General features: G+C 39.2%; 13 protein-coding genes and 2 tRNA genes. 1 reads left to right on the top strand and 14 read right to left on the bottom strand.

The features are described from left to right. Window positions 1–220: 220 nt before the first annotated feature. The 7 genes from N0B48_RS05555 to N0B48_RS05585 all read right to left on the bottom strand — a co-directional run bounded on the left by N0B48_RS05555 (window position 221) and on the right by N0B48_RS05585 (window position 8,564). Window positions 221–1,240, bottom strand: coding sequence for a soluble NSF attachment family protein (locus N0B48_RS05555; protein ID WP_259837327.1), 1,020 nt, complete (start codon window positions 1,238–1,240; stop codon window positions 221–223). After that, the gene (locus tag N0B48_RS05560) at window positions 1,233–2,939 is read right to left on the bottom strand and encodes a bpX3 domain-containing protein (RefSeq protein WP_259837328.1); all 1,707 of its coding nucleotides are present in this window, start codon (window positions 2,937–2,939) and stop codon (window positions 1,233–1,235) included. Before N0B48_RS05560 ends, N0B48_RS05555 begins: the two co-directional genes overlap by 8 nt. After that, entirely contained in the window at window positions 2,929–5,310 is a 2,382-nt protein-coding gene (locus tag N0B48_RS05565; RefSeq protein WP_259837329.1) for a hypothetical protein, read from the bottom strand. Before N0B48_RS05565 ends, N0B48_RS05560 begins: the two co-directional genes overlap by 11 nt. After that, window positions 5,301–6,044: a hypothetical protein gene (locus N0B48_RS05570; RefSeq protein WP_259837331.1), complete on the bottom strand. Its 744-nt coding sequence runs from the start codon at window positions 6,042–6,044 to the stop codon at window positions 5,301–5,303. The genes N0B48_RS05565 and N0B48_RS05570 overlap by 10 nt, the downstream gene beginning before the upstream one ends. Then, complete coding sequence (locus N0B48_RS05575) at window positions 6,017–7,150, bottom strand: AAA family ATPase (protein WP_259837333.1); 1,134 nt, start codon at window positions 7,148–7,150, stop codon at window positions 6,017–6,019. Before N0B48_RS05575 ends, N0B48_RS05570 begins: the two co-directional genes overlap by 28 nt. A gap of 133 nt (window positions 7,151–7,283) precedes the next feature. Then, window positions 7,284–7,931: a conflict system bpX4 domain-containing protein gene (locus tag N0B48_RS05580; RefSeq protein ID WP_259837335.1), complete on the bottom strand. Its 648-nt coding sequence runs from the start codon at window positions 7,929–7,931 to the stop codon at window positions 7,284–7,286. A 243-nt stretch (window positions 7,932–8,174) separates the two neighbouring features. After that, on the bottom strand, window positions 8,175–8,564 hold the full coding sequence (locus N0B48_RS05585; RefSeq protein WP_259837337.1) for a VOC family protein: 390 nt from the start codon (window positions 8,562–8,564) through the stop codon (window positions 8,175–8,177). A gap of 334 nt (window positions 8,565–8,898) precedes the next feature. On the opposite strand from N0B48_RS05585, the gene deoD reads away from it, so the two are divergent. Further along, on the top strand, window positions 8,899–9,609 hold the full coding sequence (deoD, locus tag N0B48_RS05590) for a purine-nucleoside phosphorylase (protein WP_259837339.1): 711 nt from the start codon (window positions 8,899–8,901) through the stop codon (window positions 9,607–9,609). A 76-nt stretch (window positions 9,610–9,685) separates the two neighbouring features. Here the strand turns inward: deoD and N0B48_RS05595 are convergent, their stop codons facing one another. From N0B48_RS05595 to N0B48_RS05625, 7 genes are all read right to left on the bottom strand, one after another. Next, window positions 9,686–10,471: a TatD family hydrolase gene (locus N0B48_RS05595; RefSeq protein ID WP_259837341.1), complete on the bottom strand. Its 786-nt coding sequence runs from the start codon at window positions 10,469–10,471 to the stop codon at window positions 9,686–9,688. Beyond that, window positions 10,455–10,787, bottom strand: coding sequence for a hypothetical protein (locus tag N0B48_RS05600; RefSeq protein ID WP_259837342.1), 333 nt, complete (start codon window positions 10,785–10,787; stop codon window positions 10,455–10,457). The genes N0B48_RS05595 and N0B48_RS05600 overlap by 17 nt, the downstream gene beginning before the upstream one ends. 20 nt (window positions 10,788–10,807) lie before the next feature. Continuing rightward, a tRNA-Ser gene (locus N0B48_RS05605) sits at window positions 10,808–10,876 on the bottom strand. A gap of 131 nt (window positions 10,877–11,007) precedes the next feature. Beyond that, entirely contained in the window at window positions 11,008–12,924 is a 1,917-nt protein-coding gene (locus N0B48_RS05610; RefSeq protein WP_259837344.1) for a hypothetical protein, read from the bottom strand. Continuing rightward, on the bottom strand, window positions 12,911–13,336 hold the full coding sequence (locus N0B48_RS05615; RefSeq protein WP_259837345.1) for a hypothetical protein: 426 nt from the start codon (window positions 13,334–13,336) through the stop codon (window positions 12,911–12,913). Before N0B48_RS05615 ends, N0B48_RS05610 begins: the two co-directional genes overlap by 14 nt. Before the next feature lie 116 nt (window positions 13,337–13,452). Continuing rightward, window positions 13,453–13,522: transfer RNA gene (locus tag N0B48_RS05620), tRNA-Ala, on the bottom strand. A 5-nt stretch (window positions 13,523–13,527) separates the two neighbouring features. Continuing rightward, window positions 13,528–14,892 (bottom strand): SDR family NAD(P)-dependent oxidoreductase, encoded by a 1,365-nt coding sequence (locus N0B48_RS05625; protein WP_259837348.1) that lies wholly within the window; start codon window positions 14,890–14,892, stop codon window positions 13,528–13,530. Window positions 14,893–14,913: the final 21 nt, after the last annotated feature.

Raw genomic sequence — 14,913 nt, forward strand, 5'->3', positions numbered from 1 at the left:
TATTTAGGCGGTGGCTTCGAGTTCCTCAGCCACCTTGTATTTGTCGATGTAAGAAATTTCTTCTTATCTTTTAATGCTTGAATTTCTAAATCTTTAAATTTTAAAATAACTGCCTCATTCATAAAGAAAGTATTTCATTAAAACTAAGGCTACAGTTCTAGGTGGCTGAGGCAACTCGAAGCCACCTGCCATTTTTTAAATCTTTAAAATCTTTAATTTTTCAATTCCTCAACATCTTATTCCTCCCCGTCTTAAACCTCGAAATATCCTTCAAGATCACACTGTCATCAGGGTTAAAATATTTCAGTTCATTAATGATCTCAGAACGTGTACCTACCTTTTCTGCAATAATTTCATAGGCGATACTCCGTGTTACAGGCTGTAGTTTATGATCTTTTTTAAACTCATGTTTCATGGCTTCAAGGTAGGTCGTCTTTTTATAGGACGGTGTTTTCTGATAAAGCTTCTGGATTTCCTTTTCCAGTTTTCCGATATCAAAAACATTGGCGAAATAGTTATTCAGACAGTTGAAGGCGTCTTTATCTTCCTCCCAGCCTTTCAGCAGAATTTCCTGGGCTTCTTCTGGCTGCTCCATCTTTTTGCTGTATACCAAAGAGGCTTTTACCATCTGATTATTGCCTGTATAATCATCTGCAACCATCTGATAATAGATGTGGGCATTTTTTATATCATTAATTTCCCGGTAAAGATCCCCTACTTTTTCTTTCTGTTGCAATTCTTTGTACAGGTCAATTGCTTTTTTGTACTGTTTTGCCTTTTCAAAGCATGAGGCAGCTTCTGATTTATTGTTTAATTTTTTCAGATACACCGCTGCCGCTTCATTGTAGAAACCGCCGTCTTCCAGTGTTTTCGCCCCGCGGAAATTGTCCTGAAGGAGATTCATATATACTTTAGCCGCTTTTTTGTAATCGTTTTCTGCGATATATTTTTCAGCAAGTTCTTCATATTTACTTCGGATCCTGTCAAATAAAGAGGCTTCGAGGTAGAAATTTCCACCCCCTGAACCCCGTCTGCCGGAATTATTTCTATTCTGTTCCTTATCTTTTAGCGCAGTGATTACTATCATGATAATAAAAGCTACCACAAGGAAAATAGCCAACGTTCCTACAACACTCCAAAAGCTTTCGTGAAACAGCTGTGCTCCTATCCCAATGATTTTAAACACCGCCAGGATCATAAATGCGAGCAGGAATTTGTCTATAAATTTCTGTTTATTCATCGTTGTCAGGGTTTAAAATGGTTTTGTCTTCACTGAACAGCCTGTAAAGGAGAAGGATGACACAGATCACCAGAATCCATACAAACCAGTTGTAACCGAACATTTTTATCAGTGGATAAAACAGATACACCAGCATGGACACAAGGAATACCGACAAAATAATCTTCACCCAAAGCGGAACACTGTCTCCGCCAAGGTTTAAAGATTTTCTTTTGAAGATAAAAGAATAAATTCCTACCGCTCCAAACATAAAAATCACAAGATAGAGGATATCCGAAACTTTTGTTTTTTCAGGTGAACTGCTTTCGCCGGACTCGAGTTTTCCTATTTTTGAATCTTTAATTGGAGACGGAGGAAGCTCCATCATATCAAGTGTTCCATACAATTTTCCAAGAGAATCTGCCATGAGCACCTGCTTTTTCTTTAAAACAAATTTTACAACCTCGCCATTCACAGGTTTTCCCTTACTGTATTGCTTCAGGGAATCTGAAATGCGGCGTTTCATGGTCGCTTCCTGCTGAACCAGATGCTTCGTTATCTTTTTTGAGTATACGATTTTCAGGGAATCTCTGCTGTTCTTTTCTCTGCTGTTGAGTTTTTCTATGTCGTTACCAACCTCGCCAAGGTTTCTGCCGCCTGCTTTTTTATATTGTTCTCTTTCGTTTTGATCTTTTGACATCGCGGCACCGGCTGTAGAATATTCACGGGACAGTTTTTTTCTTGTCTTTCCGTAAATGGAATCAATTTTCATGTCAATATCCGTCACGCCGGACTGGTACGCGATCATATCGGCGCGGGCTTTATCAGCACCGTTCATGATTTTACCTGATGAAACGAGAAAATCTTCTTTCAGCGTCTTGTCTTTATCTGAAGGCATGAAAATCCTGAATAGTATCGCAATGACGACAACAGCCCAGAATATTCTACGGAAATTGCGGGTTCCAGCCGTTTCTTTTTTATCTCCGGAGCCTCCGAACAAGGTGCTCAGCCAGCTGTTTCCAAATGTAAAATTTCCAAAGCCATCACCACGGGAAGTTCCCATAATATCCAATGGCACTCCCAGATCAACCGCTCTGTCAGGATATTTTTCTATATATTGTAAATATTTTTCAATCTCTTTTTTATTTCCGTCCATCACTTTTTTAAGGTCAAAAGGCAGGTTTTTCATCCATTCTTCTTCGTTCTTCGGTTGCTGAAGGGCGGCCAGAATTTTCTCATCATCCATCTCAACCGTAAAACTCTCGATGTATTGAGGGGTTTTCACGCCATTCGATGGTTTTCTTACTTTACCTTGTGTTATTTCTGGTTCCTGTAGCACAGAAAGCCAGTCTATTTCTTCTGACAGTTTTACAAATCCAAATTCCGGATGCATAATCATCAATCTTGTTCCTGCAGACTGCCAGTCTTCAGGATTGATCTTTGGGTAGAATATAGTATTTTCAGGGATAAAAATTTGATCGTCTACACATTGGAAATAGGCATTCTTTCCAATTTCCTGAGGAGCTTCATGATAAAATACCAGCAGACATCCGTACAGAACATTAGGCTGATCTGCCGGAATTGCATAGGATTTTACTTTATTGAGATCGAGTCCCAATACTTCCATTTCGTGAAGCCATACCTTCGGTGACGGGTCCTTGATCAAAACCCCTTTCTTAGGATAGCTGTTTTTCGGAAAAGGTTTTATTCTAAGCTCCATAATCCAGGATTTGATCAATAAATGATGTTAAATACTGGGAATACATTTCGTCCAGGGTTTTTACTTTCAAAAGCGTCTGCTTCGGAAGATAATATTCTGAACCTCCATACTCTGTATTTGTGGACAATGCAAGAAAACCATACTCCGTGGAGGGAATATAAAATGTGGGAATTCCTGTATTGCTACTATTAAAAGTAAGCATTCCACGGGCATCTGTAATGATTTCACTGCCGTCCTGAAATGTAAATTTATTTTTGTTCTGCTCAGCAAGAATCTTCACCGTAAATCTGTTTTTGTAAAGGTTTAGTGAATTATCATACAATCTGCACAGTTCATTTCCTGAGATCACCAGATTATTATTTTCATTGATTCCCATCCGGTTGAAATTGCTAATGATCTTCATTCCACTTCGGTTCAGCTTCGCCACTTCCGTTTCAGCTTTTGCAATATTTTTATCTATTTCACGGTCATCATTAAAAACGGATTCTACAGATAAATTCCCCTCTAAACTGATTTTATAAAGAGAAGAATTCGTAGGCTGGTGCAGATAAAAATTCCTGCTGAAATAGGTCAGATGATAGGAACTCTGAATATTCAATCCCGTAACGTTGAATTCAGAATATTCTTTTGTGTTCAGATTCAGTTTGGAAATGAGTTTTTTATCCGGCTGATACTGGCAAAGGATAAACTGTTGCTGCTTATTTTTCGCCAGGGCAAACTGTCCTCTCGGTTTTACGGAAATATCTTCGATCAGGACTTCGCATCCATGATACGTTTTGTAATAATCGTAGGAGCTGCGGTCATAATAATTATCAGAAAGATACGTTTTCAGCAGCTGTTTTTTTGAACTTAAAATATAAAATTCGCCTTCGTATAAAAACTGCGCAATTTTATTGGAAGGTGTCGGAAACAGGATCGGATAATTTTGTGGAAGATCCGTTTTCTTGCCATTAATGGAAGTCGCTTTCAGTTTACGCTGTGGCGGATTAGCCCATAATTCCTGTAGCGGAAGTTTTATCTTTTGGATGTGTTTCCGGGCTCCTTTATGATGCTTATAAAAATTCAGTTCGCCATCTGAGGAAGTCGTAATCAGGAATTTCAGGCGGTCCCTGTTTTCGTGGATCACTTTCCGAACTTTTTCATCGGCAAGATTTTCCTGATGGGTAATGAAGAACACTTCAAGGTCTTTTTCCCGATGATCTTCATTAAAAAATTTCGCCAGCGCTTCCGAAACTTCCAGAATAGGACTTACCTGATTCAGGTTTTCAATAACGTCTTCCGTTTTATCAAGAGACACCGGTAATCCGGCCTGTCCTAATGCAAAAACCTTACATTCAGAATGGGCTTTCGGATGTCTGATCACTGCAATAGCCGATGCAAACGCTAATACTTTTGGGGTTCCCCAGTTTCTCAGGGAAGTATCAATTAAAATGGCTCTTTCAAATATATTTTCTTCCGGCGGAATCTCTCTCTGGATGTACAGGGCTTCATTATTTGCGACACGGTTCATGAACACCTCATCTTCATTGGCAAATTCGGAAAGCAGCATTCTGTGGAGGTCGCCTTTATTCGCCATATCAGAAATTCCCCCGATGGGTTGTTCCCCGGGAGATAAATGACGCATGGGAATTCTCAGTCCGCTCCAGATTCTTTTGATCAGACTTCCTACCTGAAAAGTTTTCGGCTCTTCGATGAGTTGCTGGATAAAATCTTTATCGGTTTCTACGGTAGTTTCTTCCTCTACAACTTCATCGTCCAGCTCAGGTTCATCGATGTGATCGCGCATAGCATCAATGATAGACTGTACGGTAGGAAATTTTTCATTCAATAAATCAAGGGCGCTTAAATCTCTGTTGATGGCGGATGGTCCTGCATATTTTTTCTCCGCACTTGCCGCCAGCATGTAGGGCCTTTTATAGTAGATTGTCAGAATCATTTCTGCTTTGCCGGGAGCTATCCTATTGTGGGCATCCTGAAAAAGGGTCTGAAACAGAACGATCCTGTTCTGTCCATGTTTGTAAACTCTGTTTAATGACTTCAGCTTTTCAAGAAACTCGATACTCTTCTCTGCGGTGAAGTCGAAATTTCCAATGCTGTGAAAATTAGCCGTATGTTTCAGAGGACCTGCAAAATCGGTGTAACCGTCCTGCATCGCGTACAAAACCATCAGCAATGCCCCGAAAGGAGGCCATCCCTGTGGCTGTAGCTCTTTCAGTATCTCCATCACATAAGGTCTGTAGGCTATTGCCCCAACACCCGGAATCGAGATGAGATTATGATCATGGTACCCGGAATCTCCGGCGATATCCTCGTCGGTTTCCCACTCCCAAAAGTAGTTTTCGTATGACTGGAAATATTCGTTTAAATCCATTCTTTTGTTTTTTCAGTAAGGCGGAATGAGCTTACGGACAGCTTTCGGAAATCCTCTTTTTTCACAGGAAGATAAGTTCCGTCTTCGTTCCATAACAGCCATTTGTCCGACGCTTTGTTATATTGCTGCTGCAGGAGTGAACTCAAATTTTTAAATTCAAAATCAAAACCTGAAGGCAAAAGGTGACCATCTCTGGTCCAATATGTTTTTCCCGGCAGGCTCAACAGCGGTGTTCCGAGAAACAGGGCTTTATCATCAATCACCGTCCATTCTATCTTTTCCAGTTTGAAATTCGGCTGTGCAGGAATACTATCTTTAATTTCTGTTATTGAGCTTAATAGTGCTACAGCAGGATGTTCTTCATTTCCCGGTTTCAATCTCACTTCCACTTTTTCACTGATCCCAAAATAATTATTATTGGAAGCAGGAAAAGCAAGACGCAATGCTTTATCTATCGGAGACCAGAGCAAAGCTGTTCTCATTTTTTTGCTGGGTACCAGTGCTTCTTTTTTGAATAAAAGTCCGTCACGCAGTTCGTACAGCATAAAATTAGGCAGCTGCTGGATATCTGCGGAGATAGCCTGCTCTTCGGTGAAGCCTTTCAACCAAACCGTGTCGTCATCTACTGCAATCTGCACATTTTTCCAATCCCTGATGCTGCCCAGAAAATCTTCATCGGCCCGGGGAAGTTCTGCCCAGAATTCTTTTACACCGTTTGAAGGATCTTCTGCCATAAGCTTTCAATTTCTTGCTGAATATATTGCTTTTGCTCCGGATTTCTGATCCAGTCGCAACGGGTCTGCAGGTATCTCAATTTATCTTTGATTACATTTTGTTCTTCAAAACTCAACGTTCCGCTGTTCCATTTTTCCACAAGGATCTTTACGTCCTTCATCACTTCCTCCGGATTAGGAGTTTTGTTCTGCATCGCTTGTGGATGGGATTTCGGGTTGTCATCTTTTTCAATGGTTCTGTTGATGATTCCTTCTAGAATTTCGATCTGTTCTTCCGTGTCCCAGATATGTTTCAGTACCCAAAGGTCGGAAAGAACGGCTTCATTTCTTCCGCAGATCAGGGCACTGGCCGCGATCAGGTTCTGAAGTTTTACCGCTCTACGGTCGGAAATAGCAATTCCCGTATTTCTTAAGCTGATGATGGTATTTAAATAGACTTCGTAGATAGGTCTCAAATCCACTGCTTTACACAGATTCTGAAGTTCTCTGATTTCGTTTGCAAGAATTTCAGGAATATCGGTTTCCGTTTCGTTCTCTAGCTTTCTTCCAGCCAGAAGTACCTGTTGAAGAAGCTCAGGATTTACATAATCTACATTAATTCTCACCAGAAAACGGTCAAATAATGCGTTTAGAGATTCATCTTCGGGAAGAACATTACTGGCCCCTACGAACATAAGCGTAGGCAAATGTTTTGTTTCTTTTCCTCTTTTGAAAATTTTCTCGTTCAGAGCCATTAGCAGTGAATTCAGGATGGCAGAATTCGCATTGAAAATCTCATCCAGGAAAACCAGTGAAGCTTCCGGCATCATGCCTTCGGTATTGGTAAGAAGTTCACCCTCTTTTAATTTTCTGATATCAAACGGTCCGAAAATTTCGTTCGGTTCTGTGAAACGGGTCAGCAGATATTCAAAGTTTTTGCCGTCTTTCACTGTTTTGGACAGCGTTCTTACAATCGCAGATTTTGCGGTTCCTGGAGGCCCATACAGAAATGCGTTTTCTTTAGCCAGAAGACATATTCCCAACAGGTCGACGACATCATTTTTTCCTACGAAGGTGTCTTTTACGTAGTTGAGAACGGTATTGAGTTTTGTAATATTTTGAGTCATTAGTATTTATTTAATGAAAAATCTTAATCATAAAAAATATATAAATTCACTTTTGATCAGTGAGAAAGCAAGATCGATATTAAAAGTAAACGAGAGTTTCGGAAAAAAGGTATGTATTCAAGTTGAAACGTGATTAATCTCCATTGGCAACAATCTTCAAATCCCGCCAGTACATCTCCTTATGCAGCCCAAATTCTGCCATCAGCAATCTGTTGATATAAGGAATTTCAGCAAGTGCATACGCTTTCTTTTCAACAATTCTTTCGAGATACAATTTCCGGTACACCTTATCCTGAAGCTCTTTTTCCCAGTTTATTTTCTCTACATTCAGCGGATATCCTATTCCTGAATAATGAAATTGTGTGAGAATATCTTCCAGAATCTTCACGAGTGGGTCATAAGGATCCGCAGTCTGCAACACGGAAGCAATCTGTGGTAAAAACCTCAGGCATAAATCTGCAGACAGAATTGAAGAAACATCAGAAGTTATTTTCATCTTCGGGATCAGTTTATCCAGATCTTTAGATGTATTTTCCCGGATCAGATAGAGCTGAGCACTGTGATACAAAACTTTAGCTCCCCAAACTGCAGCTTCTTTATTACAATTCACATCAGTAGCTAAAAATTCCAGTCTCTCTTTTTCGAACTCTGCTTCAAAATAGTCTCCGGCTTCCAGTTCTTCTTTTTTAGAAATTTCCTGCAGATTTGAAAAAACGGTAATGGATCCGCTGTTTCGCAGCAGAAAAATAGTGTCTAGAAATGGGGACTTGGTTTCCATCATCTAACAAAAATAAAACTATTTCGCAGAGAATAAAATTTTTATGTGAATGATTGACAGTTAAATAATATTTGGGATAAATTATTTATAAATATGTTGATTCAATTAATGGTGAAAGTCATTTTTCTGCTTTTTTTGGCTCTCGCGGATTGAGCAAATAGTGCAGATGATTTTTAGTTTCGGGTTTGGGGACGCGTCTTCGACGCGGCCCCAAACCCGAAACTAAAATGTTCTTCCAGATCAAAATCACTCTGTTATTTCAATGATGTTGTTTTCAGGATCTAAAATGACACTTTCATAATAGCCATCACCTGTTGTACGCGGTTCTCCGGCGATTGTATAGCCGTCCTTTCTTAAAGTTTCAGTGAGCTCGTCTACTTTTTCTTTACTTCCCGTTGAGAATGCAAGGTGAATGATCCCGTATTGCTGGGAATCGTATGTATTTCCGCTTTCCCGGATATCAGGTCGGGTCATGATTTCGAGGCGACAGCCGTTATCAAAACTTAAAAAATAGGACTGAAAATGTTTTACGGGATTATGGTATTTCTCATTGGAAACGGCTCCAAAATATTTCTGATAAAATTCTCTGACCTTTTCCAGATCTTTTACCCAAAAAGCGATATGTTCAATTTTCATGATGGTTTATCTTTTAACTTTTGCTAAAATAAGAAGGAGATCCTGCCCATACTTCTTCTGTATTATTCTATTTTGAAACTGTATTGGCATTAATAAATGGTGTGCTAGTTTTCTCTGTTGATTATTATTGATTAAATCTCATCGGTTTTGGAAACCGATGAGGTTTGTTTGGAGCATTAAATTATTGATTCTTTTTTACAATACGGTCAGGTCTTTGATCTACTACCCCATCAGATGATAGGAATTCCTGATTAAAAAACTTAGTCTATTGAGATACAAACCTTTGGATATTTCAATCTAAAAGTTGTTATCTTTGTCCCTTCAAAATAACATTATGAGTATTCACATCAGTGCAAAAAAAGGAGAAATTGCTAAAGTAGTATTGCAGCCGGGGGATCCACTTCGTGCACAATATATTGCTGAAAATTATTTGGAAAATGCTAAACTGGTAAGCAAAACAAGAGGAATCTTTTATTATACAGGTCTTTACAAAGGAAAAGAGATCACTGTAGGCGCCAGTGGAATGGGCTTTCCGAGCATCGGAATCTATTCTTTTGAATTATTTACGGAGTATGAAGTAGATACCATCATCAGAATCGGAACGTGCGGAGCTTATACGACAGACCTTAAACTTTTTGATATTTTAAATATTGAAAATGCAGCCAGCGAAAGTACGTATGCAAAATATGCATGGGAAATTGAACATGATATTCTTCCTCACCAGGGAAATATTTTCGGAACGATCAATGAAACGGCTCAGGAGCTTTCTTTAGCGACCAAAGCGATCAATGTACACAGCAGTGATATTTTCTACAGAAAAGATCCTAATGTTCCTGCCATTGCTACGAAATACAACTGTCCTGCAGTAGAAATGGAAGCTTTCGGATTATTCGCGAATGCACAGCATTTAGGAAAAAATGCAGCAACGATTCTTACGGTAACCGATATTATTCCTACCCACGAAAAAATTTCTGCTGACGAAAGAGAAAAAGCCCTTAAACCTATGATGGAACTGGCTTTGGAATCTGCGATAAAAAGTCTTTAACAGAAAAGAAAGTTAAGCTGCGGTTTTGCAGTTTCACCATAAAAAAAGAGCTTTACTTCATCAGTAGAGCTCTTTTTTATAGTTTGAAAAAATTCCTGGCGGTTTCCGTGGTTTCCTCTGCGACTTCAGAAATACTCATCTTCTTCCAGTGAGCGATCGTCTGTGCTACATAAGGAAGGAAAGACGGTTCGTTCCGTCGGTTCTGCATTCGCGGCATATTTTTCGGAAGCATAAACGGGGCGTCGGTTTCTATCATTATCCGGTCCAGCGGAGTGTATTTGATTACCTCTTCCAGCTGTTTAAATCTTTTGTCATCACTTATCGCTCCCGTAAATCCTAAATAAAATCCTTTATCAAGATAGATTTTAGCTTCTCCAAGCGTTCCCGTGAAACAATGAACAACCGCTTCCGGTAATCGGGAAAGGTATTCATCTGTAATTTCATTAAATCTTTTAAAAGCTGATCTTTCATGCAAGAAAAGGGGTTTTTCAACCTCAACGGCTAATTCCAGCTGGGCTCTGTAGCATTTTTCCTGAATGGGTCTGGGTGAGAAATCCCGGTCAAAGTCCAGTCCGCATTCTCCTACGGAAATCACATGATCTAATTTCAAAAGATTTCTAAGTTCCCGGATGCTTTCCTGGTTAAAAGATTTGGCATCGTGGGGATGAATTCCTGCTGTAGAAAATAAAATCTCAGGATATTCTTCTGCAATTTCAGCAGATTCTTTGCTTCCGCGTACGCTTGTTCCAGTGAGGATCATTTGCTCTACCCCATTATCCAGGGCGCGGTTGATAATTTCTTCGTGTTCATTATAGAACTGTTTATTGGTCAGGTTTATGCCAATATCAATGTATGTATTCATTTGTTTTTGTTTTGTCTTTGTTTATAAAAAATCTTAGAATGTTGGGTCCTTTCAAAACATTTTTGAATTCTTTTTCAGAATAAAATCCTCTGAAATCCGAACGCTTTACTCCGTTGAATTCTTTCGTTATTTTCACCCAGATTATTTTGTGTCTGGCCTTTCTGGCTTTTTTAAATGTAAAAGTTTCGCTTAGCTCATCCTTGATGACTTCTTTTGCTGTCCTTCGCCATTTTTTATTGCCATATTTTCTAAGTTCCTGAGAGATTTTCCCGTCTTCTCCGGCTCTGAAACTTCCTTTATTATACGTATTCCTCATCTTTTATTCACATTAAAAAGGGAAGCAAGCAGGATTCGAACCCGCGTATCACATTAGCAGTGTGCGTTTTTCCGTTAAACTATTGCTTCCGTTTATTTGAAAATTTAAGAGTTTAGTATTTCTTTTATTGTTTTAGTTTTAAAATAGAAACAGACAGGGCCCGAACCTGCAACCTTCCGTTGAAGGGAATGTTTTTCCAGTTAAACTACTGTTTCTTTATTTATGCTTCCACTTCCAACAGGCTGAAATATTCTGATGCTGTCAGCGCTCTGGGAAAGCCACGTGGCGTAATTTCCCTTTCCAGTTCACAGATCAGAAGATCTCCTTGTCTTTTCAGACATTTGATGTGTGGAATAATGTTTTCATGTATTCTGAAAGTAGATGCGATGGCGGTAAGTGCATTTCCTTTATACTCCTGTTCTATCCAAAGCCAGTGTTCCTTTTCTGTGGAAGGACACCAGCATTTTACGGCGTAAGAATACTGATCTGTTTCACGCCACGTATAAATTCCTAATTTTTTATTTTCAATTTTATACACCTCATAACGGTTGATTCTTCTGATCTGGGTTTTATTTCCGTTTTGATCGTATTCGTTGTAATTCAGTTCTGCTTCTTCTTCATTGATTTTTTCCGCTTCCAGACGATTCATCAGATTTCCTACTCCAATATAATTAAAACAGAAGAGACGCAGATTTCTGTCCGTGGATTCAAAGAATTCCTCAAACTTTATCGTTTCCACCGCATTCCAGAGTTTTTCTATTTTTTCCAGAATTTTAGTGAAAAACGGTGTTTCAAACCTCGTCCACTGGCGTTCATATTCTCTCGTCATAAAGTTCTGAAAACTGCTGTGACGCAATTTCAGGATGGAAACCAGTTTCCGGATGGTGTAATTCTGCTGATGCACCACATAGTTGAAAGACGCTCCGGAAAGGATCAGTTTATCTTTGGAAAGATACATTCTGTCATTGATTTTAAAATAAATATTTTTAGCCAGATGTTCAAAATGATCGTCTTTCTGATACAGATAAAAATTAATTTCCTTTAACGCCGGAAGACCTGGCCTACTCTGTCTCTCGTCACCGAAAAAATTAATATACTCCAGAGACTTAAAATTCACATTGAATGCATTAATCAGTCTTCCATTGATTCTCTTAAGATGGTCAAATTCTACAGAAGTATCCAGATCCAGATCTCCGACTTCCTGAAGCCTGGGAGCCATCGTATGGAGTGTCTTATAGGTTCCTTTCACCTTTTCAAGAGCGGTAAAATGACAGTTTTCCCCCTGATTCTGAATATTTCCGTTCACATTTTTCAATAATGGACATCTTATGCCTGAATGATAGTTGACAGAAATGCTGCCTGAAGTTTCCAACATCGGAAAATTAGCATAACACATCATTCCCATCATGATATTCCCTTTGATCTCCTGAAGCACCGGAAAAGAAGCTTTTGTTTTATCAAACCTTAAATGTCCGGTTACTTTTTTTAGTTTAGGAAAATTATAGAAAATCTCATTTGCCACTCTGTTCCGGTATTCCATATTGATCTGCCCCTGAAGAAATTCAAGGCTAGGAAAAGATATATTTTTACCATAAACATTAATCCTTCCACGAATTTCATAGTGCGGAATAATAATATCGTCTCCGAAAATATCAGCATTGAAAATACCTTCTTTCGGAAGAAATTCCACTTCGTACTGATGATTGATGGGGATTACGATTCTCGCCTCTACCAGCTTTTTACCCCGTGCAATGACATTGGCTTTTTTAAGGGAAATTGTTCCTCCCACCGTGGCCAGATTTTTAAAATCAAAATCAATGATGCATTTGAAATGACCTTTTACCGTTTCCAGCCTGGTGATTTCTGCCGGGCAGTGAAGCGTAAAATTTTCGTCTACCGTCCTAAGATTAGGAAGAGAGCAGTTTGCGGCATCTACAGACAGAGATCCATTGACCCTTGTCAGGTTCGGAAGATGACATCCTTCTCCACGTAGCAGTAGGTTTCCGTTCAGTTCTTCAATGTCCCATGTGATATTTTTAGCATATATTTCTACGGTCACTTGGTCATCAAAAGCCGTCTCCGGAAGGTCTTCCGCGGAGAATACTTTATATCTTGTAATGGGATCAGTCGTATGCATTTTCTGTCAGTTGGGTTATGGGATTGTATTCCTGCTGGATGTATTTCACAAAATAGTCACTTTCTATGCGAAGGATTTTGTGTTCACCGTGAAAAATAAAGCTATCTCCATAGATTCTAAAGGTTTCCGTACTGCCATCTTTTTCAAGGATCTTATATCCGGGTGCTTTCAGGGTATGCTGGTTGCTTGTCTTTTCCAGACAGTATTCTTTATAGGTTTTGGTGTGTTCTTCTAAGTTGTTGATTTTTTCTCTTGCCTCTGAGCTTTTTCTTAGGAAAGGTTTAATGTCAGATGATTCGGGAATATTCACGTTTTCTACAAAATGAAGGGTACTTTCCTGTGCGACAGGAACAACTGTTATTTCGTCAACAGGACCGTTTTCTCTAAAAAATTCAAATATCTTTTTCAACATGGCTTTTATTTTTTGGTTGTAAAAAAACGGAAAGAAAATCGGATTCGAACCGATAATTCGCTTCTTAGAAGCTGGTTTTCTCCGGGTTAAACTATTTCTTTCTTTATTATTCTCTGTGAAACGGCAGGATTCGAACCTGCGCCTCTGGCTTGCCGAACCTGCGCTCTTCCATTGAGCTAACGTTTCTCCTTTTACCAGGCATTTATTTTATAATTTTTCAGCAGTACTCCGCTGTAATAATTTCCTTTTATACCTTCAATGACCGGATGCAAAATTCGCGCAGCTCCGTCTACAGAATCCAGTGGCGGAATATATCCCTGCTCAAACTGTTTCTTTCGGAGACTTTCTTTCGCACCTGTAGAAATCCATCCTACATCTACAGCACTCATATAAATCTGATCGTTTTCAAATTCTTTTGCTGAGGTAAGCGTCATCATATTCAGGGCCGCCTTTGTCATATTCGTATGCGGATGAAATACCGTTTTATTATCGTAACTGAAAATACCTTCCGAAGAGGTTACATTGATGATAAATTTCTCATGAAATGCTGAGTTTTTCATCAAAGGTTTCAGTTCTTTGATCAGAAAATAAGGCGCCATATGATTGATCAGATTTACCTCTACCAGTTCGTACATAGAAACTTCTTCCAGCGTAGAATTCCAACTCGTTTTTTCCCTGTTATCCACGGGCTGTCCGAAACGGGTAAGTGCCACCGGAGTTTCGTCGTTCTGCGCATATTCAAGTTTTGCAATTTCACTTGAAATTTCCGTCTGATTGGGGAAAAGATTCTGAATATTTTTAAATTCAACACACTTTTCTTTCTCACGATTGATGATCGGAAGATAATATTCATCAGGATATTTTATGGTTTGAGCTGCATTGTTGATCAGGATATCCAGTGTATCAAAACGGGTTTTATAAAAATCTATAAAATCCTGTATCGCCTTCAGATTTCTCAAATCCAGTCCGTACACCCAAAGTCTTTCTTTCCATTCTTCATAGTCTGCTTCCTGCTGCATCATTTCCAGCGCCAATGCGGGAAAACGCGTTGTCAAAACCAAATTGGCCCCATTTCTCAACAGTTTCAGTGCGGTGGCCCATCCTACTTTTACTCTTCCTCCCGTCAGGATAACATTTCTTCCTTTGAGGTCTGCCATTTCAAAACGTTTTTCATAGTTTTCTGCGGCACATTTCGGACAAAGTCTTGTGTAAAAAGAATGAGCATACTGATAGCTCTGGTTACAGCAGTAGCAGTTTTTTGGGATCTGAAGCGGAGTGAGTTTTGTTTCCTCTTTTTCTTCATCATAGAAAGCTGAAGCACCTGCCAATGCCTTTTGCATCAGGGCAGCATCAGAACTCACTGCGAGATCATGAGATTTCATCATGGAATAATTTTCATGACGGCTCTGCTTTTTCGCGTTCTTATGAATTTTCGTTATTAATCCTGAAAATGTTTTATTGTCAGGATTGAGGAATGGATCGTCTTTCAAGGCATTCAGTACCTTGAGACATGTTTCCCATTCATTTTGCGAAAATTTTTGATCTGAAAAATCCATAACTTCAGTTTATATGGGCAA

This window comes from Chryseobacterium herbae (genome assembly GCF_025154075.1).
Classification (GTDB): domain Bacteria; phylum Bacteroidota; class Bacteroidia; order Flavobacteriales; family Weeksellaceae; genus Chryseobacterium; species Chryseobacterium herbae.

What these genes read in the sequence shown, in the direction of transcription:
- N0B48_RS05555 (WP_259837327.1), bottom strand. Translation starts at nt 1,240, where the DNA reads ATGAATAAACAGAAATTTATAGACAAATTCCTGCTCGCATTTATGATC.
- N0B48_RS05560 (WP_259837328.1), bottom strand. Translation starts at nt 2,939, where the DNA reads ATGGAGCTTAGAATAAAACCTTTTCCGAAAAACAGCTATCCTAAGAAA.
- N0B48_RS05565 (WP_259837329.1), bottom strand. Translation starts at nt 5,310, where the DNA reads ATGGATTTAAACGAATATTTCCAGTCATACGAAAACTACTTTTGGGAG.
- N0B48_RS05570 (WP_259837331.1), bottom strand. Translation starts at nt 6,044, where the DNA reads ATGGCAGAAGATCCTTCAAACGGTGTAAAAGAATTCTGGGCAGAACTT.
- N0B48_RS05575 (WP_259837333.1), bottom strand. Translation starts at nt 7,150, where the DNA reads ATGACTCAAAATATTACAAAACTCAATACCGTTCTCAACTACGTAAAA.
- N0B48_RS05580 (WP_259837335.1), bottom strand. Translation starts at nt 7,931, where the DNA reads ATGATGGAAACCAAGTCCCCATTTCTAGACACTATTTTTCTGCTGCGA.
- N0B48_RS05585 (WP_259837337.1), bottom strand. Translation starts at nt 8,564, where the DNA reads ATGAAAATTGAACATATCGCTTTTTGGGTAAAAGATCTGGAAAAGGTC.
- deoD (WP_259837339.1), top strand. Translation starts at nt 8,899, where the DNA reads ATGAGTATTCACATCAGTGCAAAAAAAGGAGAAATTGCTAAAGTAGTA.
- N0B48_RS05595 (WP_259837341.1), bottom strand. Translation starts at nt 10,471, where the DNA reads ATGAATACATACATTGATATTGGCATAAACCTGACCAATAAACAGTTC.
- N0B48_RS05600 (WP_259837342.1), bottom strand. Translation starts at nt 10,787, where the DNA reads ATGAGGAATACGTATAATAAAGGAAGTTTCAGAGCCGGAGAAGACGGG.
- N0B48_RS05610 (WP_259837344.1), bottom strand. Translation starts at nt 12,924, where the DNA reads ATGCATACGACTGATCCCATTACAAGATATAAAGTATTCTCCGCGGAA.
- N0B48_RS05615 (WP_259837345.1), bottom strand. Translation starts at nt 13,336, where the DNA reads ATGTTGAAAAAGATATTTGAATTTTTTAGAGAAAACGGTCCTGTTGAC.
- N0B48_RS05625 (WP_259837348.1), bottom strand. Translation starts at nt 14,892, where the DNA reads ATGGATTTTTCAGATCAAAAATTTTCGCAAAATGAATGGGAAACATGT.